Here is a 26146-nt window from a genome sequence, read left to right on the forward strand (position 1 = left end):
ATAAAATGTGCAGGGCTTATACTGACGCTCATGGGCCTCAGTTATCAATCCGTTGCGCAACGTATTTACGGCGGTTTTTACACGGCAGATAAATTAAAAAACAGTATTGAGAATTGCAGGAAATATGACTGGGCCATACAGTTAAAAAATAGTACGCTGCAAAAAGCGGCGGTTTGGAAAAATAAAACAGATGATGCTTTATGGGCAATGGTTCCGGCCCAGGACGTGCCCAGAACAATAGACGTTACCTTAAACCGTGCAGCCCGTGAGCCCAAAGTGTCTGGTTGCCTAAACTGCGGGAATGATTTATCGGCCTTTGGCAATTACCCGTATATTGTAACGGTTGAAAAACATCCCTGGAAAATAGAATGCCCGGTTTGTCATGCCCTGTTTCCTACAAATGATTTTGAAAAGTATTATAAAAGCGGCATCAATAAGAAGGGGGTCTTTGATTCATCCATTGCCGACAAAAAACTACTGTTCAATACGGCGCATCCCGACGTGCAGGATCCGCTGCATCAATTTGGTGTGGATGACGGATGGGGATACAATCTTACAAAGGATAAAGTATACCGCTTTGTGGGCTATTATAACTGGAAGCAGTGGAACTATATTATTGATGGACTGAGCCTATTGTCCGATGCATGGCTGTATTCAGGCGATACGGTTTATGCGCATAAAGCCGCGATTCTTTTAGACCGCATTGCAGATGTATATCCTGATATGGATTGGGCACCGTATGCTAAAAAAGGCTGGTATCATTCTGATGGCGGCGGGGGCAAAGGAAAGATCGGCGGCTCCATATGGGAAACGGGTTTGGTCACTACCATGGCGCTAAGCTACGACAAAATACTCAGCGGAACCCTGAACGACGCAGCGCTGTTTGCCTTTTTAAGCAAAAAAGCGAAGGCGTTTCAGCTTCCTTCAAAAAAGGGAAGCCGCGAACTATGGGTGCATAATATTGATCAAAATATTTTGCTGACAATTTTTGACGCAGTGATGAAAGAAGATATTCGCGGCAACCAGGGGATGCATCAGTTGAGTGTGGCCGCCGCTGCTATAGCGTTGAATACGCAGCCCGAAACCAATAAATGGCTCAACTGGCTGTTTGAACCCCTGGGAGGCGCCATTCCCGGAATTATGCTCACCCGTTTTAACCACGACGGCACTTCCGACGAAGGAGCGCCGGGTTACGCACTAATGTTGTCCGGACTAATAACGCAAACTGCTGCATTACTCCATGGCTACAACGGGTACACGGCGCATGATATACTCATGGAATTTCCCCAGTTAAGAGCAGGCTTTATGGTTGCCTGCAACATGCTGGTAGCCGGTAAATCAATTCCCAACCAGGGCGATTCCGGAGCTACGGGCCTGGTATCTTCATCGGGCTGTAACCCGGCATTTGTTGCTTTGGGATTTTGGCTTTATAAGGATGCAGAGCTGGGATTGCTGGCCTATACAGCCAATGGTAACAAGGGCAAGGGGCTGCATGCTCCTGTTTACACCAGCAATCCTGAAGCCTTAAGCAGTGAAATAGAAGCAATCGGGAAAAAAAATCATCATGTGTCTGTTGCCAGCCGGCTGTTAAGCGGTCATGGATATGCTATATTAGAAACAGGCGGAAAGAAAAATCCTACAGGGTTGATTATGAACTATGGCCGTTCCATCAATCACGCACATCCGGACCAGTTGAATATCGATCTTTTCAGTTTCGGAAAATGGCTGGCGCCGGATCATGGTTATCCGGAGTATGCCACCAAATGGCCTTCTAACGAAGAATGGACCGGCACTACACTATCACATAATCTTGTACTGGTAAATCAAAAACCACAAAAGGAAAACTGGACCGGCCATACAAAACTATTTCAATCCGTGGATGGGTTTTCAGCAGTAACCGTAAGCGCGCCGGACGCTTATCCCGGCATAGAAAAGTATGAACGCACGTTGCTTTTAATCGGCGGCACTAAAACAGATACCAATAGTTATGTGGTTGATTTTTTTAACGTAAAAGGCGGCAACGACCATTTGCTTAGTTTTCATGGCCCGCCGGGCACAATGACGACTACGGGGCTTCAACTACGGCAGGAGCCGGGAACCTATGCGGGGCCTGATGTGCCGAAAGGTGCATGGGCAAAAGGATTCCCTGTCGGATACTCCCATTTGTATGCAGTACAGAAAGATAGCAGCCCCGCCAAAATGTTCACCATTAACTGGCGGGTCAGTGATCAGTACCGGCCCGTAAAAGATCCACGACCGGTTCAGTTGAAACTACACGTTTTAACACCGGTGAACGATGTGGCGGTTGCAAAGGGAGATCCGCCTCAAAATAAGGCCGGCAATCCCAAAAATCTGGATTATATACTCCTTCATAAAAACGGAAAAGATCTTAACTCGGTTTTTGTAAGTATACTGGAACCGTACGTCGCTGCTCCTTTTATTAAAAATGCCCGCCAGATTGCCGTTGATAGCAGTGAGGTAACTATTTTAGAAATAGAAAATGAAAACGGAACTATAGATTATATTATCAAAAATAATGTTGGTGGTCATGTCAGCACAAAAGAAATTCAGTTGGAGGGCACTATAGCCTGGCTGCACACCCGAAAAGGTAAATTGCTGCGGGCTGTTTTGATAGATATGCCTTATCTGAAGTATAAGGGTTTTTCCCTGAAAGGCTTGCCGTCCCTGACGGGGAAGGTATTGGATATGAATAAAAAAACGAGCGGCGAGGGTTGGATTCTGGTGGACCGGCCACTGCCTGAAAGCGTTACCGGGCAGTATATTTTGATTAATAATAAAACAAACAGGGACGCTGCCTATTTAATCAAGGAAGTAGCACCACAAGGGAAAAATACGAGACTGAATTTTGGACCGTTGAATTTTGTCAGCGGATTTAAAGGTCCGGAGGTAAATGTGCGAAAAACGCGGGTGCCGCAGACCTACGATTTAGGGTATGAGTATGAGTTCGGGATCGGTGATGCGTTCGAAATCAGCCAGGTTCGGGAAATAAAAAAGTAACAAAAAAATTAATAATCATGAATCAAAAAAATGGCCGCCGGATTTTTATAAGGAATGCTTCCGTTATTGGGCTGGGGGCAACTGTAAATTTTGGAAAAATAGCCCCCGTACTTTTAACAAACAATGAAAAGCCGGCCATTCTGGGGGGTGTGCCTTTGTTTCATACACCCTGGCCCAAATGGCCGATGTGGAATAAGGAAACGGATGAGCCGTTGGTGCTGGAAGTATTACGCAGCGGCGTGTGGTCGCGGGCCAAGACAGTGGATTTATTTGAAAAGAAATGGACCGCCGTTATTGGCACAAAGCGCGCTTTAACCACTGTAAATGGTACCAATGCGTTGATTACCTCGGTAATACAGTCAGATATTGGTGGCGGTGATGAAGTGATATTAACGCCTTATACTTTTATAGCAACACTTACTGCGGTGCTGGCTTCCGGCGCAATGCCGGTATTTGCAGACGTTAACCCGGACACCTTCCAGATAGATCCTGAAGCTATTAAGAAAAAAATTACCAGCCGTACAAGAGCCATTTTGCCCGTGCATATTTGCGGCCTGCCTGCCGATATGGAAAACATAATGCCCATTGCGCAGCAGCATAATTTACTGGTTATTGAAGACGCCTGCCAGGCCTGGCTGGCAGAAATCAATAATAAAAAAGTGGGCACTTTTGGCCATGCGGGCTGTTTTAGTTTTCAAAATTCCAAGCATTTGCCTATGGGAGAGGGCGGCGCCATTGTAAGTGATGATGATACATTTATGGACCGGTGTGTTTCATTTCATAACCTGGGGTTACCCTATGGTACTGCTGGCGCAAGACCGGGCAGCAAACTCCGGCTTACGGAATACCAGGCGGCCATCGGACTGGCACAATTAGCAAGGCTTTCCGGGCAAACGGATACCCGAAATGTCAACGCCAATTATTTACGCGGACAAATGAAAGATATAAAAGGCATTACCCCGCATGTTTTAAACAAAGGCGTTACAAAAGCGGCTTATCATTTATTTCCTTTCAGGTATGACAAGCGTCATTTTGCCAACCTGTCGAGAGAGCTGTTTATAAAAGCACTACAGGCCGAAGGTATTCCCTGTTCGGGCGGCTATACACCCTTAAATGCCGTTCATAACCTGGGCAATACTTTTGAAACAAAAAATTACAAAAAGATGTATGCGGCGGCAGAGCTGAGTTATGAAAAATTTAAGGAAAACAACCAGTGTCCTAAAAATGAAGCGCTGTGCCTGGAAGCAGTATGGTTGCCACAAAATGTATTATTAACAGACAAGGAGAGCATGGACGCTATTGTTGATGCCATCCGCAAAATACAAAAAAATGCGCCGGCAATAAGCAAAACGGCAGTAAAGTAAAGCCGGTTTATAAGATAAAAGATAAAACCACCCGAGTTGTTTAGTTAAGAGGTTTAATCAGCCCCACAGGGCCAGCCGGCAGACAGCTAAATAGCCCGGTACGATTATTACGCCCCGGCCGGCCTATCGTGTGGACACAACTGATCTTTCCGTAGTTGGTGCTAAAGTGCCCGGAGGGCATAATGTACATAGCCCGCAGCGTTAGCTGTGGGAAAAGAAATGCGTAGAAGACGCGGCCCCGAAGGGGTCGAATAATAGCTCACAATAAATATTTTTCATCAAATGCAACACCATTCTCAATTAGCAACCGCTTATATTCATCGTAAAACGGCTCAATTTTATGATGCTCTTTTTGATTTTTGACATAGCTGGTAATGGTACTCCTTTCTTTTATTGAATAGGTGAAGGCACCGTAACTTTCCTGCCATCCACGAAATTCTGGAAACCGACTATTGTTTTTCATCCATATACTGCTGGATGCTTTTATATCCCTGATATAATCAGCAAGTGATATTGAGGGATGAAGGTCTGAAAAAATATGTATATGATCTTCTGTGCCGTTGATGCGATAGAGCTTACATTTTTTATTCTTTATAATACCCCAGATGTATTTGTAAAGTTCCTCACAATGCGCTTCTGTAATGGTTTTACAGCGATTTTTAGTAGCAAATATAATCTGGTAAAAAATCTGGCGGTAACTCATGACATTTATTCCATAGGTTATAGAATACCGTTCTGTCAACTGTAAGGTACGTTTAATTTTAGAAACTTCAACCCGCGTTCATTACATTCGACCCCTGCGGGGCCGCCTGTTCTACACATCTCTCACCCCGGGCTAAAGCCCGGAGTTATTCACATTACGCCCTCCGGGCTATGCCTGCTTTATTTCAGTAAGTATTCTCTATTAAGTGCCCGGAATTAAAGTAAAGTGAGGTTGGTGTCCTGGTACTTTAGTAAACGATCGTCGCTGGCCTCTAATTCAGTAATAAGATAATTGACCTGGTTTACATCACAGATCTTAATGGTTTGGATGGAGTTTAGTTTTTCAGAAATAGTGAGCACTGCCACTTTTTTAGCAGAGCGTATCAGGGCCTTTTTCGCCTGAACCACTTCCCAGTCAAGATCGGTTAACCCTTCTTCCACCGAAAAAGCGTTGGCACCCAGCAGGCAAAGGTCGGCTCTTATTTCCGATAGCTGATTGATCATGCCCGAACCTACGTGAAGGTTGGCATTTTTTAGCAATCTTCCGCCGATAGTAATCACTTCAATATTGTCAAATTCAGAGAGCGTAATGGCAATTTGAGGACTGATGGTAAAAAAGGTGGCTTTCATGTTTTTGGGGATCATTTTAGCCAGTTCAAGTATGGTAGTTCCTCCTTCCGTAAGTACGGTTGAATTATTTTTGATCAGCCGCAGCGCTTTTTCTGCAATGATCTTTTTTAATTCAAGAGCATATACTTCGTTTTGCCCGCTAAAAGGAGAAATAAAGGAAGTGCCAACGGCGCCCCCATGCACTTTTACTACTTTGCCTATTTCCGCCAGCTCAATAATATCCCGCCTGATGGTATCGTCGGAAACTTTTAGCTGCACACTCAAATCCGCGCACAATACTTTATTGTGGAGGTTGATTTCTTTTAATATAAATTTTTGTCTTTCGTCTTTGCGCATGACAATCATTTAGTTAAAGTTGATCCCTTTTAACAATCCGTTGCTGTAAATTGTTCAGTTTGCCTGATTTAGCGGTAAATATATCCATATATAATAATTCGGGGTTATTTATTTTAAAAGGACAGGGCCTCTGAAAAAGCTGCCCGGAAAAAGAGATAAAAAACCCGGTTTATTGGTCCTATGTTTGGCTGGCATCTTATAAAAGTAAAAATACCGCAAAAAAACCGCTAAAAAAAATTCAATATTACGGTTTTTGCAGTTATATTGCGTTAAATATCGATTGCAAATCTGCTAAAAGTATGCAAAATGTTGATCGATTATTGATTCGCTGCTTTTCATTTTATTAATAAAGATCCGTTACCAGGTACCTTCTGCGGGCAATATTATTTAATTCTTCTATTGTAAACTTTTTATTTTTATCTGAATGCTACCAGACGACGAATTGCTTATACAGTTGAAAAATGGCGAAACAAAAGCGTTTACGGCCATCTACAACAAATACCATCAGCAGCTTTATGCTTATATCCTGTATTTCATAAAGGATCGTCAGTTTGCCGAAGATGTATTGCAGGAAGTATTTGTAAAAATATGGAAGCACCGGGACCGTATCAATCCCCGGTTATCTTTCAACAGCTACATTTACCGTATTGCAAGGAACGCAGTGTTAAACCGTATGCGGAGCATGGCCTTTGAAAGAGTAATTGAATATGCCGGCGATGAGCAATTCTCGTATAACAATAATGAAGACGCTGTTTTATGGAAACAATACAGCGCGCTGTTCAGGGAAGCGGTGGAGCATCTTTCCGAACAACGGAAAAAAGTCTTTCAGCTTTGCAGGGAAGAAAAAAGAACCTATGCAAATGTTTCGCAGGAGTTGGGCATTGCCACCAGCACCGTGCAGGATCATATGGTAAAGGCCATCCGGTTTATCAGGGACTATGTTACTAAACGAACCGGCCTTCAGTTAGACCTCTTTATTTTGATATTGTTGAAGCATCTTACTTTTTTTTCGTAAAGAACCCACCGGCCGTTTGTTTTTGGGGTATTATAGATTGACGATGCTATATGATATCAAAATCAACCGCATATTATAACGGATTAATAGAAGGGTATCTGAACGGACAATGCACGCCTGAGCAGGAGAAAGAGCTTTGGATGTACCTGAGCAGCTCCCGCTCCAATAAAACGATCCTGGATCAGTTGCAAAAAAAATTCGACCTGGACGCAGTTGCCCCGCAATTGCTGGACGGCGGAAACAGCAAGCGGATTTTCAATAAGATCACTGAAGCGATGGGCCGGCCCGGAAGGATCCCCAAACAGGGGTATATAAAATGGCTGGGCATAGCAGCGATGCTGGTAGTGTTGGCCGGAACAATTATCCTGTTTGTAAGCCGCGCACCGGGTGGGGGCAGCGCTCCCCAAAAGCTGGTGAAAGGCGATGTGCCTCCCGGAGGCAACCGGGGCGTTATGGTGCTTGCCGGTGGCGCCCGGATCGATTTTGAAAAGATAACGATCGGAGATAGTGTTAAAGAGAGCGGTTTGGTTATAGCAAAGACCGGTGAAGGAGAAGTGCGCATGCGTACTGCCGGAAATGCAGTAGACACCGGCGAACAGCCGCAAATGAATACGATACAAACACCAGTTGGCGGCCAGTATAAAGTAACCTTGTCTGATGGTACCACCGTATGGATGAATGCGGGGTCCGTATTAAAATTCCCTGTCACTTTTACGGATACAGAACGTTCAGTTCAGGCCGAAGGCGAATTATATTTTGAAGTGGCAAAAGATGCGGCACATCCCTTTAAAGTGAAGACAGGAGAACAGGTAGCAGAGGTACTGGGCACTCATTTTTCCGTAAAATCCAACGCCAATAACGCCATTGTAAAAACAACGTTGCTGGAAGGCCGCATCCGTATCTCGGGGGGAACGGCTCAGCCCCGCATCCTGGAACCAGGGGAGGCCTCGGAATTTAAAGCCAAAACGAGCGAGCTGAAAGTAACCGTAAATAAAAATCCGGAGGAGGTTACGGCCTGGAAGAACGGATACTTTTTATTTGACAGTACCAACTTTAGCACCGTGCAGGAGCAGCTTGAAAAATGGTATGATGTTACGTTTCTATACGCCGAAGTGCCGCAAATGCAATTCTTTGGCAAAGTGCCACGAAACGTACCATTGTCGCACGTGCTGAAGCTGATGGAAATGGTTGGCGCAATAAAATTTAAAATACGGGGGAGAGAAGTATATGTAACAAACGGATAAAAAAACCGGAAGTGCTCGAACACTCCCGGCGAAACAAGGTTAACAAAAACTGATAGAACCATTCATTAACCCAATAGAACAAAGTTATGCACTTTGACGTAAATGGCATGCAATCATGTGCCCGCAAATTATGGAAGGGACGGTCTGCCTGCAAAATTGATCCCGACTTATTGTTAAGTATGAAATTGACTTTAGTATTTATTGTCGTCGCCTGCCTGCATGCCGGGGCGGCGGTACATTCGCAGCAAATAACGCTGAAGGTCAGCCATGCGCCGTTTAAAAGCGTAATTGAACGGATCGGTACCCAAAGCGGGTATGCTGTTTTTGCCAATGCCGGGGAGATCTCGATGGCGAAAACGGTAACGCTGGATCTGAAGCAGGCTACGTTAAAACAGGCGCTGGACGCTTGTTTCAGCGATCAGCCGCTTTCCTGGGAGATCGTAGATCAATCCATCGTGATCCGGAAAAAGAAAGCCCTGGCCCCTGCGCCCAGGGATCCCTTACGGCCCTGGCGCGATAGTGTGGTGACCGGCCGGATCGTAGATGAAATTGGCGTGGGCATCATTGGAGCCAGCGTTACGATCAAAGGAACCAATACAGGCACGAACACTGATATGGCGGGTAAGTTTCAATTAAGCCTTCCGGCTACGGGAGACGTGGTGCTGCTGGTAACGTCTGTGGGCTATGAGCCCAAAGAAGTGCCTGTTTTGTTTCCAAAAACCCGGGGGCTGGAAATTGGGATGAAGGCTTCTGTAAAAAGTGAAAATGATGTGGTGGTGGTGGCTTATGGAAAGCAGAAAAAAGAAAGTGTGGTAAGTGCTATCACTACTATTACCCCGTCCAGTTTAAAAGTGCCGTCGAGCAACCTTACAACCGCTTTTGCGGGGAGGCTGGCCGGTGTTATCGCCTACCAGCGGTCGGGGGAGCCGGGGCTGGACAATGCGTCCTTTTTTATCCGCGGGATCACCACTTTCAGCACGGCCGGTAAAATAGATCCGTTGATCCTGATTGACGGCATTGAAATGAGCACGAACGACCTGGCGCGGATCAATGTGGATGATATTGCTTCCTTTTCTATTATGAAAGATGCCAATGCTGCGGCCTTATATGGTTCCAGGGGCGCGAACGGTGTTATTCTGGTAACCACCAAGGAAGGCAGAATAGATAAATTAATGATCAATGTGCGGGCGGAACAATCCAGTTCCTATAACTCCCAGTTGGTGCAATTGGCAGACCCCGTTACTTATATGAAATTACAAAACGAAGCCGTTAGAACCCGTGATCCGATGCTGCCCCTTCCGTACTCCCAGTCAAAAATACTGGGAACGGAACAGGGCGGCGACCCGCTTCAGTTCCCTTCTGTGGATTGGTACCACTATTTGTTGAACAACAAAGCCACCAACCGGCGGGTGAACCTGAACATAACCGGTGGCGGCCAGTCGGTGCAATATTATCTGGCCGCAAACTATCAGAACGACCAGGGTATATTAAAGGAAAGCAAAGAGAACCTGTTCAATAATAATATTAATATCAACCGTTTCCAGTTGCGTTCCAACGTTACCATAAAGTTTACGCCTTCTACCACAGGTATCGTAAGAGCCTACGGGTCGTTTGACGATGGTAGCGGACCGTACCAGGGAGGTGCATCTGTATTTAAGTCTGCCCGTAACGCCAACCCGGCAATGTTTTTACCCTACTACCCGGCAGATTCAGCAAACCTGTATACCAATCACATACTGTTTGGGTCAGGGCCGGAATTAGGCGCCTATGATAACCCGCTGGCGGACGTTATAAGCGCCTACAAACAATCAAAGCAATCCATGATGATGATGCAGTTGGAAATGGAGCATAAATTTAATGGAGAGCTGAAGGGTCTTTCTGCCAGGGGTATTTATAATGTGATGCGGAAATCCTATTATGATCAGTACAGGGCCTATTCGCCATTTTATTATACACCGGCCACAACTTCCGACGGATCTTACCAGTTGGTTGCATTAAACCCGAATAGCGGAACCGAATACCTCAGCTATGTGCCGGGGGGGAGAGTGGTAGATGCGATCCAATACGGGGAGGCGCGTTTGGGCTACAACCGGACTTTTAATAAAGTACATGATATCAATGTTACATTGGTGGGAACGATCCGTTCCGCTACGGGTACCCTTAATACCACTGATTCGGCTTACAAAATGGGTATGGAGCTCCAGGCATCGCTGCCCCTGCGTAACCTGTCTACTGCGGGAAGGGTGGCCTATGGATATGATTCCCGCTATTTCTTTGAATTCAATTTTGGATATAACGGCAGCGAGCGCTTTGCACCAAAAGATCGCTGGGGGTTTTTTCCGTCGGTAGGCGCGGGGTGGATGGTGAGCAATGAAGACTTTATGCAGAATGTAAAAGATGTGATCAGCACGCTCAAACTTTCTGCTACATATGGTAAGGTAGGTAATGATCAGATCGGCTCCAATTATGACCGCTTTTTTTACCTGTCCCAGGTAAACATGAATGGGGCCGGCTATTGGTTTGGATATAACCGGAACTACGAAAACGGCATAACGATTCTTCGCTATGCCAATGACCTGGTGGCCTGGGAGGTTGCCAAAAAAACCAACCTGCGATTAGAATTAGGTTTGTTTCATGATTTTTCCCTTATTACCGATTTCTTCCAGGAAAACCGAACGCATATTTTGCAAACCCGTGCTGATATTCCTACAAGCGTTGGTTTAAGGGCCATTCCCCAGGCAAATTTGGGTGCGGCGCAGGGCAAGGGATTTGAAACGGAACTGAAGTATCAGAAAAACTTTAAAAAAGACCTTTGGCTGTTGGTAAACGGAACTTTTACTTATGCTACTGCCAGGTTCACCAATTATGATGAGCCGGATTATAGCGATGTGCCCTGGAAATCACATGTTGGCACAAAGATCAGCCAGCCATTTGGATATATAGCCGAGCGCCTGTTTATTGACGATGCAGATGTAAAAAACTCGCCGCTGCAGAATTTTGGGGTTTATGGAGCGGGTGATATTAAGTATAAGGATATTAACAACGATGGTAAAATTGACGCGAATGATATGGTGCCGATCGGGTATCCTACCACGCCTGAAATTATCTATGGCGCAGGGTTTAGCGTAGGGTACAAGTCCTTTGACCTGTCGTTGTTTTTTCAGGGGTCCGGCCGCTCTTCGTTTTTTATCAGCCCGGGTGACATCACGCCTTTTATCAACAATGGACAAAGAGGGTTACTGCAATATATTGCAGACGATCACTGGGCTGAAGATAACCGGAACATCAATGCTTTTTGGCCACGTTTATCTACTTATGCTGTCAGTAATAATAACCAAACCAGTACCTGGTGGCTGCGCGATGGTTCTTTCGTGCGGTTGAAATCGGCAGAAGCCGGGTATACCTTGCCCCTGCGTTTAACGAAAAAATATCATATCAATACCCTGCGTTTTTATGTGAACGGTACTAACCTGTTGCTGTGGTCTAAATTTAAAATGTGGGACCCGGAAATGGCGGGCAATGGCCTGGGCTACCCCGTGCAGCGTGTTGTCAACATTGGTTTGAATGTTAGTTTTTAAATGATTGCTAAATATAAATTCCATGAAATTTTTTAATCATAAATTTTTGATGATCCTGGCGCTGTTGGTTGTATTGACCGGTATCGGGGGCTGCAAAAAGTTTTTAGATGTGGTTCCAAACGACGCCCCCTCATTAGAAAGCGCCTTTTCCAACCGTTCCGTGATGGAGAAGTTCCTGCGGACCTGTTATTCTCACTTACCGGATCCTACGGATCCCTTTTATTACCCGGCTTATTTTACCAGTTGGGATGAATTTGACGTGCGACGGGATTCCCGCAGCAATAATTCTATTGCAGGTCTGATCGCCCAGGGCCTTCAAAACAGCAATGCACCTTACCAGGATTACTGGTCGGGAACAGGCGGCGGCCATCCTATGTATGTGGCGCTGCGCGACTGTAATATTTTCCTGGAAAATGCACATATCCCCCGTGATATAGATGAAACGGAACGGACAAGATGGATCTCCGAAGTAAAATTCCTTAAGGCTTACTATCATTTCTTTTTATTGCAATTATATGGGCCTATTATACTGGTAAAAGAGAATCACCCCGTTTCGGCAAAAGGAGAAGATTTCTGGGACTACCGCGAGCCCGTGGATTCCTGTGTGAATTATATTGTACAATTAATTGATGAGGCCCTGCCCGGGCTGCCGCCCACTTTGCCGGACCCTACCACAGAGCAGGGACGTATCTCGCAGGTGATTGCGCTGGCAGTAAAGGCAAAAGTGCTGGCAACAGCGGCCAGTCCCCTGTTTAATGGGAATACCGATTATGCCGGCTGGAAGGACAACCGGGGCGTACAGTTAATATCCAGTGTTTATGATCCGGCTAAGTGGCAGCGGGCGGCAACAGCCATCAAAGAAGCGATTGATGCAGCGGAAGGCAACGGGTATCATTTATACCAGTTTAATAAGTATAGCGGCGGCGCCGGTACTTATGCCATGAGTGATTCCCTGGTACAGCTAATGACCATTCGCAAAGCGATCACCGAAAGCGTGGATAAGAACCCGGGCGTCATCTGGTCTACACAACAACAATTTGCCGATGGAAAAGGAGGCTCCACGGGCGCCAGCTTTAATTTTGGAGTATTGGGAAATATGCTCAAGACACTCTTCCCGGCAATGTATTCCCAGGATCAAACATCATATGTGGGCTACCTGACGGCATCCTGGCAAATGGCGGAGTTGTTTTATTCTAACAACGGGGTACCCATTAATGAAGACCGTTTTTTTGATTATGCCAACCGCTACAAGCCGCGCCGGGCCACGATTAACGATAATGTTGGTGCTTATATCCCCACGGGCGAAGTTACCGCTTCGATGCATTTTTTCCGGGAGCCGCGTTTTTATGCGGACCTGGGTTTTGACCGGGGGTATTTTGAGCTGGCCACTACTACTATTGATGGCGGCGCCACATTTGGCGTGTATTTAAAGAGCCGTCCGGGGGAAATGTCCGGCGCCCCTTCCTGTTACGCGCCCAAAAAAATTATTGCATTTGAAACCTCTTGTAGTAAAGGATTGGCTAATACAACCTATACCGCAAGCAATTACCAGTTTCCTTTGCTGCGTTTGTCTGACCTGTACCTGTTGTACAGTGAAGCGTTAAACGAAGTAAAAGGGCAGCCGGATGGTGAAGTGTACCAGTGGATCGACAAAGTGCGGGCCGCAGCAGGTTTAAATGGTGTGGTGCAATCCTGGCAGATCGCTTCCAACAATCCTAATGCTCCGGCTACTAAAGATGGCATGCGCAGGATTATACAACGGGAACGACTCATTGAACTCGCTTTTGAAGGGCAGCGCTTCTGGGATGTGCGGCGCTGGAAACGCGCGAATGAATTCTGGACCTTGCAGCCCACCACCTGGAGCCTTACTGCTACTCAGCCCGATCAGTTTTATGTGCCGGTAACAGGAACGCAATCACGTGTGGTCACCTTCAGGGATTACCTGTACCCCATCCGCCAGTCAGATGTGAGGGTGAATCCGAACCTGGTGCAAACCTATGGCTGGTAGTAAAAAATCAAGTTGGCAAAACAAAAAATAAAAGTAAACGGATGAATAAGTATAGTTTATTAGCTGCAATAATAATCACCGGATTTTTATTTTCCTGCCGGAAAAAGGACCAGGAACCGTCACAGGGCGGTGTATGGAACTCCGGACCGGTGGAAGTGGGCACCGTAACACCCATTAACGGTGGCGCTACCATTGCATACAAAGTGCCTGATGATAATGATCTGCTGTATGTAATGGCCGAATATAAACGCAATGGAAAAATGTTTACGGACAAATCTTCCGTATATAATAATTCCCTCACCATTGAGGGGTTTGATACCATCGGTACGGTTGCTGCCAGGATCTATAAAGTGAACAAAGCCGGGCAAAGATCTGCGGGTGCTGATGTAACGTTTACGCCCTTGCAGTCACTGGTGAGCATTGCGCAAAATTCGCTGAAATTAGAACCGGGATTCGGCGGGGTAGTGGCTTCCTGGAACAATCCCAAAAGTACCCCGCTCGGCGTCCGGTTTATGTATTTGGATTCCACCAATAAATTAACCACCAACCAGATGTACTTTACTACGGTGCCTCAGGAGCTTCATGCTTTCAGAGGGTTTGCGCCCAATCCTACCAAATTTGCAGTAAGCTTTGAAGATAAATGGGGCAATTCGTCGGACACCACTTATTATAACACCACACCTTTCTTTGAAACGCTGGTACCCAAGCCCTATGCCGATTACAGGGCTAATATTCCTTATGATAACACATCGAACCTGTCCGGACGCTCTATGCCTGCGCTTTGGGATAATATTGTCAATACATCGGGGAGCGGATGGTTAACCAACCCCGGGGCTCCTGGTTTGTCTATTACGATTGATCTGAAGCAGGTAGTAAAACTGAGCCGCATCATTATCTGGGGTTACCATATAAACAGTCCCTATGGCCAGGCCAATTTTACACAATTTGAATTATGGGGCGTCAATAAAATTGATCCGGCGCTTTTTGCTAATAAACCCTATTGGCTGGATTCTATGTCGGTGGTGAACGGAGCGCTTTCTCCTGCGCCGGCAAATATTAACCCTACTACCGTGCTTCCGGACGTAACTTTTAAAAACGACTGGCAATACCTGGGTTGGTATGCCATCACCCGTTACGATAAAATGGTGCCGGTAGATCAGCAGGCGATACTGAACCTCTCGCAAAACGGGATGGAGTATACCATGCCGTTAGATGCCAAGCCGGTACGTTATCTAAGGCTTTTTGTACGCGAAATTACCGGTACCATGCCGCCACCGGCGAATAACTATTTCTCCTGTGGCGAAATTTCGGTGTACGGGGATAATACCGTTCCCCAGCAATAGCTCATGGCTGTTTTTTGAAGAAGAACAGATGTTTGAATCAATTGTTAATATGAATTTTTTAATAAAATGAACAGGATAACGAATTTGTTTTTTGCCGCTGCCTTTCTTGCTTTGATATTATCCTCTTGTGATAAAATGAATGATATACAGAAAAAGTATGCGGACAAGGCCGAGCAGGTGTACCTGGGACGGGTGGACTCTGTACAATGTTTTCCCGGCGTTGGACGTGCCAAGATGGTATGGTACATGAACGCCGATCCCAAAATTGAGCGTACGATTATTTACTGGAACAGTCGCCAGGATTCTTTGGTGGTGCCTTTTAACCGCACCGCACTGGGCGGCCAGCGGGATTCGGTTTATCTGGACAGTTTGCCTGAAGGCTCCACGCTGCTTGAATTTAAGAATGTAAACAGCAAAGGCGAAACCTCGCTCATTACCATTGCAGGAGCAACGGTATGGGGCGAACATTTTGCGGGAAGCCTGACGGCCCGCATCATAAATGCCTTTGACTACGATTATACTCAATCCCGTTACAACCTGTCCTTGCTCAAAACATTTCCGGGGGATAGCGTGGTCTATTCGCAGATCAGCTATACTACAAATTCTAACACCGTTCAAACCCTAACGATTAACAGGGGCGATAGCGCTGTCGCATTGACGGATTTTCCGCCCGGTGGCAGTTTTCAGTTGCGCACCATATTTTTCCCACCTCAGGGTATTGATACGGTCCGGAGCGATTATCAGACATTTAAAGCCCCGACTGTTGTTGCGAACAGGGGTGTGAAGATTGCGCTGGCCGGTAATATTAACAGCAAGTATTTTAATTATAATGGCGATCTGTGCGAGTGGACAACCACGGGTAATCTGAATGTATACACCGTAAATGACGACGGAAGTCTGACCCTGAAAATGAACTACCCCGCGCTTGTTTCCCGTACCACCTTCCGTGAGTTCTTCTTCTACGACGGAGACCGGTTCATCGGTATTCAAACCAACAATAACGTTTATATGTACCGGATCGTAAATGGGGTTTTAACAATCGTGAAGACACCGTCGGGGGCCGACAATATGGGATCGGGTTTTACCTTCCTGAAATACGCTCCTGCAAGAGGCTTCTTTTATTCCATTGCTGAAACAACAGGCGAAATGAAGTACTGGCCAGCCCTGCCCACTGCAACCTGGGGGGCATCCAATGGAAGCGTTATGGGTACCGGCTTTACTTATGTACCTTACGGGCTCTTTAATTATCAAACGCTGTTGGGAGTAGACGCTACCGGGTATTTATGGACGGTTCCGGTATACGCCACCGGAGCGATTGGCTCCAAAAGCCGCATGGGGCTGGGATGGACCCGCTTCAAAAAAATAATTTGTGTAGGCACCACACTGTATGGTATGGAAAGCAATGGGGATCTTTATGTGTTTAACAATTTTGATGCAACTGGGTCGTACTGGATTGTAAATTAGAGATTGGATACTTAATGTACAGAACCACCTTTTTAATGAACTTGTTTAGACTTTTTAAGTTTAACCACATAGGTACATAGAATTATGATAGCAGAAAAAGGAAACATAAAAACACATAAGCTATGCTCCCCGCCGCGGCGGGGAATCTATGCAACCTTAAACACTATGATTGCTACGGTATCTATCCCACCGTGCGGGACAAGTTGTGGTTTAGAATTAGTATAAACAACCTCAATTATAAATACACTAAAATCGAAATGGGAATAACAAAATTTTTTTTGATTGCTACAACCTTTCTGATACCTGTTTTTTTATCGGCGCAGCCACAACAGAAAGAAACGGTAAATGCTGCGTTTACCGACCATGGTCCGGCTTCTCCCTATAGTACAACCCGGGGCACAGTGGCTGCTCTTGATGGTGAAGGCCGGAAGGTAGTGTTATCCTGGCTCTTTGATGTAAGAGGCGGGTATGCATTATTAATGATAGATGCGGCAACAGGGAAGAGCGAAGTATTTCCTATGCCGTTTAATCCGGGAGGTGATTGCCCTTATGCCTCGCTCTTTTCTTCCCGGGGGAAATTATATACGCTTTTTAATAGCAATTTCGTAGAGTTCGATCTCGGAAAGCGGGCGTTTACCTTCCACCATAAAACCGCTCCGCAAATGGCTATGGGAATGACGGAGGACGATAAGGGCAAAATATGGGCGGTGACCTACCCTAACAGCGGTGTTGTATGTTTTGATCCTGCAACGGCTGCTTTTACCGATTATGGATTTATTAATAAAGAGAACTGGGCACAGTATCAGCGATACATGGCTACGGACGACCGGGGCTGGGTCTATGTTGGCCTGGGCAATACCAATAGCCAGCTTATTGCATTTAACCCGGAATCCCGGCAGGTAAACAAACTCTTACAGCCCGATGAAAGAAAAAGAGGAATGGCCTACCTGTACCGCAATAAGAATGGTAAAGTATACGGGCAGGCGCTTGCAGACAAAAAGGGTGCCTGGTATGAATTGTATAACGGGGCTATAAAAGCCATCGGTACCGGGCATCAGCCAGAGGAAAAGCCGGTCATTACCGGTTCGCAGGCATTGCGGTATCTGTCGTTCCCCGACGGAAGCAAGGTCACCCGGCTGGATCTTATTAATAAAGTAATGACCACAGAGGATGCTCGGGGCAAAAAAAATACGGTAAATTTCGATTATCCTTCTGAAGGTTCATGGGTAATGGGTGTAGGAACATCGCCCGACCAGCGGTCTGTTATTGGCGGAGGATCTTTTCCCATGCGGCAGTTCAATTATTCCGTTTCTGACGATAAATGGAGCACGATTGGCGCATTGGGACAATACAACGCATTAACCACCAGCGGTCAGTATGTGTTTTTTGGATCGTATCCCAGCGGAGATCTCGTTATATGGGATACCAAAAAGCCCTTTAAAGCAAACGGTGCGGATGCAAAAGACAATAACCCGCGGGTATTGTTTAAGTGCACTCCTGTTATACACCGTCCGCATCGCGTGTTGGTGCATCCTGATGGTAAAACGGTTATTTTAGGGGGTACGCCTGAATATGGTTATACGGGCGGAGGTTTATTGTTTTACGATATTTCAACCAACGAACATGTGCTGCTCACGGATAATGATATTGAAAAAGACCAGTCAACAATGAGCCTCACTAATATCGCCAGCGGGAAAGTTCTGGGAGGCACTACGGTGGCGCCAGGAACCGGCGGGGAACGAAAAGCAAACCTCGCATTGCTGTATATTATCGATCCGGTTTCTAAAAAAGTGGAATGGAAAGCCCCCGTGATCCCTGGTGCACAGTCTTATACAGATCTGACAACCCGGAAGGATGGAAAGGTATATGGGGTTGCCGACCGGAAAACGTTCTTCCTGTTTGACCCCGCAACGAAAAAGATCATTTTTCAAAAAGATGTCCAAAAAGACTACGGATATTCGGTTTCAGATCAATCGCCCCGGGTTTTTATAAATGGTAAACAGGATGATCTTTATATGCTTTTTGAACATGCGATCGCCCAGGTTGATCAAAAATCCGGAGACATCCGGATATTATCAAGAACACCACAGGCCATAAGAGCCGGCGGGTGTTTTCTTAAGGGCCGGATTTATTATGTTAGCGGCTCTCATTTATTTAGTTACGAATTGTAACTTGAAAGCCCGGATTTCATATTGGTGTTCAGCATCGTGTGGCGGCCGGCAATTTTTTCTATCGAATCTAAAAAAATATCTATCATGAGTAGCCCTTTCAATCGCAGAAAATTTATCAGCAGTGCAGCAATTATCGGCACGGGGTTAGCCGTTGGCGTCCCGCACATCGTATCCGCCGGTACCCCTACTGCCCGACCCGCTATTCTGGGTGGGCCCAAGGCGCATTCAGGCACCTTTCCTTCCTGGCCGGTGGAAGAGGCTATTGAGGAAAATGGATTAACGGAAGTGTTAAGAAGTAAAAAATGGGGCCGGCTGGATGGCGTCCGGATGGCGAAATTTGAAACAGCATACAGCAAATTGCTGGGGGTTAAACACAGCCTGGGTGTTTCCAGCGGAACCAGCGCCCTTACCACTATTTTGGGCGCATTGGATATAGGACCGGGCGATGAAGTGGTAATACCTGTATACACTTTTGTGGCAACATATAATGTAGTCGTATTAAATTACGCATTGCCGATACTGGTAGATACGGATATCGAATCATTCCAGATAGATGCAGCCAAAGCAAAGGCCGCCCTTACTGCGCAAACCAAAGTTATCATGCCGGTACATATTGGTGGGTCTCCGGTAGACCTGGATGCCTTTGTGGCAATGGGCAAACAACATAATATACCGGTAGTTGAAGATGCCTGCCAGGCGCATCTGGCAGAATGGAAGGGGGTTAAGGTTGGCAATTACGGTTTGGCAGGAGCCTTTAGTTTTCAGTCTTCCAAGAACCTGAATTGTGCAGAAGGGGGCGCCGTTACAACCAATAGCGATGACTTTATTACCAACTGTTACACGTTCCATAACCAGGGGCAGGGAGGGCGATCTACTTCCTTTTCCACGGGGGTAGGTACCCGCGGTACCAACCTCCGGCTGACAGAGTTTCAGGGGAGTTTGTTATTGTCTCAAATGACGCGGGTTGTGGAGCAAAGCAACCGCCGCTGGGAAAACGCGCAATACCTCTCCCGCTTGCTGCAAGAAATACCGGGAATTACTCCGGCAAAATTATATCCCGGCACTACAAAAAGCGCGTATCATTTATATATGTTCCGGTATGATAAAAGCAGGTTTGCCGGTTTGAGCCGCGAAAAATTCTTACGGGCGCTAAGCGCTGAAGGCGTACCTAATTCTGCAGGGTATGGGCAAATGAACAAAAGTGCCTACGTAACAGCTTTGGCAACCAATAAACACTATCTGAAGATATATGGCGAAAAAACAATGAAGGAGTGGCTGGAAAGAAATCAATGTCCCCAGAATGATGTTTTGACTTCAACCCAGTCGGTGTGGTTCTTCCAGAACATGCTGCTGGGGACGAAGAACGATATGGAGCAGATCGCTGAAGCCATAGGTAAGATACAGAAATACGCGGCGGAGATCGCCCGGAAATAGAAGCTAGCTAATATTGAAGTTGCATTAATAGTATGCTCTGTTGGTCTGGAACAATATGCCAGAGAGCAGATTGTTTTATTCTTTTTTGATAATGATTTATTATAAGAAAATAGTATACACAAATAAATATGCCTGGCGATGATCAGCAGGCAAAACCGTTTGGAATTGAAATTACTGGTTAAAAAAGTCTTTATAAAATAATGCATAATTTATTCAATAATAACCTCATGAAGTTTACGCGCATCATTTCCATGGCATCTAAATATACTCCTGTGCGCTGCATCGCATTGGTATGGGCTGCCTTGTTGCTGCCAGGAGTTGCTGCCTTTTCTCAACAAAAACCCCGAGGCCAGGCAACCATTGCAGCGGGTGTTGCCAGTGCTGATATTACACCTCAGTTTCCCATTCGTATGGCAGGGTATGCAGCACGGCTCAGTACGGATGCAGACAGCGTGCTGCAGCCGATAGCGGCCAGGGCGCTGGTGTTGGGCAGTGATGAGCAGCACCCAACCCTGATGATCACCGTAGACCTGGTAGGCATTCCCTGGCGCATTACGAAAAACGTTACCGATTTTTTAGTAAAGGAAAAAGGAATGGACCCTGCCCAAATTGCCATTTATGCTTCTCATACGCACGGCGGACCAGAGCCGGGCAACCTGATCAATATCCTGCAATACCGAAACGGGCACTTTAGCGATTCATTGCTGGCCTTACCACAACTTATAGAAATTACCCGCTACACCGAACTACTCACCCAAAAACTGAAAGACTTGGCAGTAGCCGCCTTGAACAATCGTAAACCCTGCCTCGTATCATGGGGGCAGGGACAGGCACAATTTGCAAGCAACCGGCGTACAAAAGACGGTCCTGTTGACCTGGCGCTTCCTATGCTGAAAATAGCGGATCTGAACGGCGCGCTGAAAGCCGTTTTTCTGAGTTACGCCTGTCACGGTACAACCCTGGGAGGCGATGTACATAAAATTCATGGCGACTGGATTGCCGAGGCGCGCCGGGTAATAGAGGCAAGACATACCGGAACGACCGCCCTTATTGCGCTGGGTTGTGCCGGAGATGCTAACCCTGCGCCACGCGGAAGCATGGAAAATGTTCAACAGCATGGTAAAGAAATTGCCGATAATATAGACAAACTTTTAACCGCTCAATTGCAGCCCCTTAATACGGCGCCATCCGGGACAATGAAATGGATCCGATTACCCTTTTCAAAAGTGCCTACCGCCGCCGAACTGATTGAATGGACAAAAGACAAAACGGTAAAAGGCTACTATGCGCGCCTTGCCCTTGAACGATTGGAAAGAGGAGACTCCATTCCCAGCGCAGTTAACTATCCCATACAGGTATGGAATTTTGATAACAAAATGGCAATGGTAAACCTTGCCGGCGAAGTGGTGGTTGATTATTCGCTGCGGCTTAAAAACACTTATGGCGCAGAACGGCTTTGGGTAAATGCTTATGCCAACGATGGTCCTTCCTATATAGCATCGCGCCGCGTTATCGGCGAAGGCGGCTATGAAGCCGAAAGCAGTATGTACTGGTACAATAAACCCTCTCCCTTTGTACCCGAAGTGGAAGACAGGATCGTAAATGCTGTAGACGAATTAATGCCCGCAGCATTTAAAGATAAAAGACCTGCAGCCAACCATCAGGAGTTGGTTCAGCCGGAAGCCGATGGATCGTATCGTTTATCTTCATGGCTGGCCGGCACCGCGGGCAGTCGCATTAAATATATGCCGGAATGGAAAGCCTTTGGCTGGTTTGATGCAAAAGATAAAGCCATCTGGCAGGTGAATATAGTAAAAGCGGGCAAGTACAATGTTTGGCTTGATTGGGCTGTTTCCGATGCCAAAGCGGGAAAATCATTTGAAGTAACGGCCGGTAATAAAAAAATAAAAGGCAAGGTAGATAAAACAGGGTCATGGTTTACCTTTCGCACAAAAAAGGCAGGGGTGATGCAGTTGCCACAAGGTACAATAACTATAGAATTGAAATCGGGCAATGCAAAAGAGCAGGACTCTATGTTTGATCTAAGGGAAATGCGATTAGTGCCGGCAAAGTAAACAATCTATATAATATGAATCTTCCGCTGTTGTATTTAGGTGTATGAAAAATTTATCTTTAATAAAGAAACGTTGAATTCAGAGAGAGTGGCTATGGCTCCAGGGGAGCCCGGTGTTTGTAGCGTTGCCGTGATGAAGCCCATCGGCTCTCCCGCCTCAGCGGGACCGCGTAAATACGAGACTCCTAGGGAGTCCAATCGCCCCTCTCATATTTTCTATAAACATGCCGCTCCGGCCGGAGCGGAAAATATAAGTTTGTCGTACACCTTTCTGTTTAAAGATAAAATATGAATAAGCTAATAATTTTTCCTATAGCATTCCTGCTTTCATTTGCATTTGCTCAACCGGTTTTAGCGCAGCAAAAAACTATCTTTTCAAAAAATGGGGAAATTCATGATCAGGTCATAGCTGCATGGGAAAGCCAGTTTCGTAGCTATTATACTACTGAAATTCAAAAAAGACTATTTGGTGAAGGGGACGTTTATGTTTTGTACGATGTACAGATTGGAGGATTGCAGGCTTTTACAGAGATGACGCGAAGATGTAAAGATACCCGGCAGATTGCAGAAATCGCAAACCTTTTAAATCCCGTCTTCGCTGCATTAAAGCCGATACCCGGAAGCAATAATAGCAACGGCTGGATCTGTTCGGGCGGACCCATATGTACCGCTTATGGTTTTATCGGCAAAGAGGTGCCGCTTTGCAGTGTGCAGTTCCTGGGCCTGTTGGGAGCGCTTGCTACCAGTATATCCGAAAATATCCCGGCCCGTCAGCAGACGGCGGAACTGAAAGCTTTTGTAAAAGCCGCTTTCAATACCATGGCTGTTCAACTGGATCGCTGGCTGACTTCTGGCTATTTTTCCTATGTTAATAAAAGACTTCCGGTAACGGTTGAAGCTATAAAAGCTAAAAATTCAAATTACTTTTTTACTGACGTGGATCTCTGGCACCTGACGGTGCTTTCTGACTTGTCTGAATTATACGAATTTGGCGTGCAGGCTGCTACCGCAGAAGGGGCAAAGGCTTTTGAATCGTTGCAAAATAAAAAAGATAACATTCACAAAATATTCGACCTGTTTTTAGCCCGCACCTTTCTTATCAAATCCCGTAATGGTGTAAGGGCAGCAATAGATAAAGGGTTTTGGAAGTGTCATTTTGATAACCGGTATGCCGGCTATACGGACACGCTCCCCCCCGTCAGTTGGGTGCCAGACAACAAAGGCGGATGGAAAATGAAAACGGCCGTTCCCTGGGATAGTTCCTATATTGCCCGGGATGCAGGATGGGACATTAGTCATTCAAGAAGACTGGTGCCTGCCCTGGAAACATTCGTTAGAAACCAGGAAAATATAAAAAAAGTCTGGGGCTACAGTAACCCGGCCTTTGACCCTGTAGCGATCCGTAAGGCTTACGCCAATCAGATTGTCGAAAAGCTTTGGAATGGTAATCTCCGTTTTCCGTTGTTTTCAAATTTGTGGAGTGGGGATAATGGCTGGTACCGCGTGGCGTATGCCAATCAAACGGGAAGGCAATTTGCCGGCTATCCTCCTTATGGACTAACTTCGTCTATACCCGATGGAGGGTACGTCGTTTGGGGAGCGTTCGATCCAACCCTGAATACCATTTTTAGAAATATTTTTGAATTGTCGGAAACAGACGAAGCAGAGTCGAAATTGTTTAGGGCGCGGTATTATCCGGGCCTTTCCTATAACAAAGCAAAAAGATTATCCATTAATCGCTTTGCTTTCTTATCGGATATGGTAGGGCTTCCCTTGTTAAGCACAGGTAAGCGGTAAAATTTGAATTAATCAACAATTATAAAACGCGAAATAGATTTATAAATTATTGCTATACATTGAAAATGAATCGTAGAAAATTTGTGACCAATACGGCTAGCTCCGGCGCAGGTTTAATGCTGGGCAGTCTCCTGGCGGGTGCTTCCTATAAACAGAAGCCTTCTTTTGATGGCGGCGGGCCCCGGCGCAATTTCATGCAGGAGGTGTTGAAATACCGTAAGATTGATACACATGCCCATGCCGATGAAAACCAGTATAAAACGGAGGTTAACCTCGATTTTGCAGACCGGCTCGGTATCAGCAAGCTGATGATCTCAAATTTTATACGACCTTTCAGTGAAGGAACGCCCGATGATTTCCGGTCTAAAAACAACTTTATAATAAAGTGCATGAAAGCGCACCCGGACCGGTTTATCGGTACCGTGGCCCTCAACCCGGCATTTAAGAAAGAATCGCTTGAAGAGATCGACCGTTGCAGGGATGCCGGCATGACGGGGTTGGGAGAATTGTACAACCAGGTAAAAATTGATGATCCGCTTTATTACCCGATCATTGAAAAATGCATTGACCTCAACTGGAACATTATGATGCATTCCCCGGTGGGCTATTCGCGTGTAAAATTATACCCCGCTGAACCAAAGAATATTTCACTACCGGAGGATTTTGCAAGCATTGCAAAAAGGTATCCGGAAGCCCTGTTCCAGTTTGCTCATATCGGCGGCGGCATCGACTGGGAGTATGCCTGTAAAGTGCTGAAAGAATCGCCCAATGTCTTTATTGAAGTATCGGGGAGCAACAATGCAGCCGGTATGATCGATTTTGCACTGAAATGTGTGGGAGAAGACCGGCTGGTATTCGGGTGCGATTATAGTTTTTACCAGGGAGTGGGTCATCTTTTTTCTGCCAACCTTACAGACGCACAACGAAAAAAGATCTTTTTTGAAAATATTGCGAAACGGTTAAAAAAAGCAGGTGTCTATGTTAATTGACAGCAATGCCTATATCGGCCACTGGCCCTTTCTGAAATTGGACTACAATACACCGGAGACCCTCCAGGGAAGAATGAAGGAATTTGGGACAGACGTTTCGGTGATCAGCAATCTTAACGGCATTTTTTATAAGAACACGCAGCATGCCAATGACGAATTATTTGATGCCCTCCGCAGCAAAAGCACGTACCGCGACCGGCTGATCCCCTTCGCAGTTATCAATCCGGTATATGGTGGCTGGCGCGATGATTTTAAGATATGCACCACCACAATGGGAATGAAGGGAGTACGGCTCTATCCTCAATATCATGGTTATGATATAGCGGCTGCACCTTGTATAGAACTGGTAAAAATGTGCCGCGATAAAGGCCTGCCCGTTGCCTTCTGCCTGAGAATGGTCGACAGCCGCACCAGCTCCTGGATGGATCTCGACAAGGAATGGACTTTAAAAGATATAGTGCCCATTGTAAAAGCCGTTCCGGATGCAAGGTACCTTATCGTAAATGTAGCCAACAGCACGGCGCTTAATGAGGAAGAACTAAACCTTTTCCGAAAGGCCGATCTGCTGATCGATACATCGGGTAGGAATATAACGAACTGGAGCGGGTTGTTTAAACAGTTCGGAACAAACAAATTTTGTTTTGGTACGCATTCGCCCATCCTGGATTATTTTTCCGGATTATTGCGGATTGAATCCCTGAGGGAAAAGGAAGCCGATGAAAAAACAAAAGAAGGGTTGCGGTCAGGCAATATAAAAAAATGGTTGGGATTATAAAAAGCTGTTTAAAAATGGAATTATGGCATTAAGAATAGAATAGTAGTGTTAAGCAAAGTCCATAATATCTGTTGCCACGAATCCTCCGGAGGCGGACACAGTTCCATCGTTCTGTTTTGCAGGATGATTTAAGGATACAATGAAACTGGTCCCGGCAGCTCTGCGGTCAAAAAGGTTTCCCGCGTTCCGATAAATCGGAAGCAG

Annotated in this window: 16 protein-coding genes; 14 read left to right on the plus strand and 2 right to left on the minus strand. The window is 46.0% G+C overall.

What is annotated here, in order from left to right; genetic code table 11:
* Positions 1-30: 30 nt before the first annotated feature.
* Complete coding sequence (locus NIASO_RS03155) at positions 31-3018, plus strand: heparinase II/III domain-containing protein (protein WP_052356476.1); 2988 nt, start codon at positions 31-33, stop codon at positions 3016-3018.
* Positions 3019-3035: 17 nt separating this feature from the next.
* Complete coding sequence (locus NIASO_RS03160; protein WP_008583549.1) at positions 3036-4382, plus strand: DegT/DnrJ/EryC1/StrS family aminotransferase; 1347 nt, start codon at positions 3036-3038, stop codon at positions 4380-4382.
* Between the two features lie 259 nt (positions 4383-4641).
* Here the strand turns inward: NIASO_RS03160 and tnpA are convergent, their stop codons facing one another.
* Positions 4642-5124, minus strand: coding sequence for an IS200/IS605 family transposase (gene tnpA / locus NIASO_RS03165; protein WP_008583548.1), 483 nt, complete (start codon positions 5122-5124; stop codon positions 4642-4644).
* A 176-nt stretch (positions 5125-5300) separates the two neighbouring features.
* Entirely contained in the window at positions 5301-6050 is a 750-nt protein-coding gene (locus NIASO_RS03170; protein WP_008583547.1) for a DeoR/GlpR family DNA-binding transcription regulator, read from the minus strand.
* Between the two features lie 424 nt (positions 6051-6474).
* Between NIASO_RS03170 and NIASO_RS03175 the strand changes: the two genes are divergently transcribed.
* The 12 genes from NIASO_RS03175 to NIASO_RS03235 all read left to right on the plus strand — a co-directional run bounded on the left by NIASO_RS03175 (position 6475) and on the right by NIASO_RS03235 (position 25942).
* Positions 6475-7065, plus strand: coding sequence for an RNA polymerase sigma factor (locus NIASO_RS03175; protein WP_008583546.1), 591 nt, complete (start codon positions 6475-6477; stop codon positions 7063-7065).
* Positions 7066-7115: 50 nt separating this feature from the next.
* Positions 7116-8309 carry a FecR family protein gene (locus NIASO_RS03180; protein WP_008583545.1) on the plus strand — a complete coding sequence of 398 codons (1194 nt, stop codon included), beginning with the start codon at positions 7116-7118 and terminating at the stop codon, positions 8307-8309.
* Between the two features lie 179 nt (positions 8310-8488).
* Positions 8489-11887, plus strand: coding sequence for a TonB-dependent receptor (locus tag NIASO_RS03185; RefSeq protein WP_245605216.1), 3399 nt, complete (start codon positions 8489-8491; stop codon positions 11885-11887).
* 22 nt (positions 11888-11909) lie between these two features.
* Positions 11910-13895 (plus strand): RagB/SusD family nutrient uptake outer membrane protein, encoded by a 1986-nt coding sequence (locus NIASO_RS03190; RefSeq protein WP_008583543.1) that lies wholly within the window; start codon positions 11910-11912, stop codon positions 13893-13895.
* A 41-nt stretch (positions 13896-13936) separates the two neighbouring features.
* Positions 13937-15238: a DUF4959 domain-containing protein gene (locus NIASO_RS03195; RefSeq protein ID WP_008583542.1), complete on the plus strand. Its 1302-nt coding sequence runs from the start codon at positions 13937-13939 to the stop codon at positions 15236-15238.
* 135 nt (positions 15239-15373) lie between these two features.
* Positions 15374-16702 carry a DUF4998 domain-containing protein gene (locus NIASO_RS03200; RefSeq protein WP_245605217.1) on the plus strand — a complete coding sequence of 443 codons (1329 nt, stop codon included), beginning with the start codon at positions 15374-15376 and terminating at the stop codon, positions 16700-16702.
* Between the two features lie 257 nt (positions 16703-16959).
* Positions 16960-18873, plus strand: coding sequence for an NHL repeat-containing protein (locus NIASO_RS03205; RefSeq protein ID WP_025298665.1), 1914 nt, complete (start codon positions 16960-16962; stop codon positions 18871-18873).
* An 84-nt stretch (positions 18874-18957) separates the two neighbouring features.
* Positions 18958-20307: a DegT/DnrJ/EryC1/StrS family aminotransferase gene (locus NIASO_RS03210; RefSeq protein ID WP_008583539.1), complete on the plus strand. Its 1350-nt coding sequence runs from the start codon at positions 18958-18960 to the stop codon at positions 20305-20307.
* Between the two features lie 200 nt (positions 20308-20507).
* Positions 20508-22382, plus strand: a complete 1875-nt coding sequence (locus NIASO_RS03215; protein ID WP_008583538.1) for a carbohydrate-binding protein — start codon at positions 20508-20510, stop codon at positions 22380-22382.
* 287 nt (positions 22383-22669) lie between these two features.
* A complete protein-coding gene (locus tag NIASO_RS03225) occupies positions 22670-24178 on the plus strand; it encodes a hypothetical protein (protein WP_008583537.1) in 1509 nt (502 codons plus the stop codon).
* Positions 24179-24243: 65 nt separating this feature from the next.
* Entirely contained in the window at positions 24244-25167 is a 924-nt protein-coding gene (locus tag NIASO_RS03230; protein ID WP_008583536.1) for an amidohydrolase family protein, read from the plus strand.
* Entirely contained in the window at positions 25157-25942 is a 786-nt protein-coding gene (locus tag NIASO_RS03235; RefSeq protein ID WP_008583535.1) for an amidohydrolase family protein, read from the plus strand. The genes NIASO_RS03230 and NIASO_RS03235 overlap by 11 nt, the downstream gene beginning before the upstream one ends.
* Positions 25943-26146: the final 204 nt, after the last annotated feature.

Source organism: Niabella soli DSM 19437, from assembly GCF_000243115.2.
Classification (GTDB): Bacteria; Bacteroidota; Bacteroidia; order Chitinophagales; family Chitinophagaceae; genus Niabella; species Niabella soli.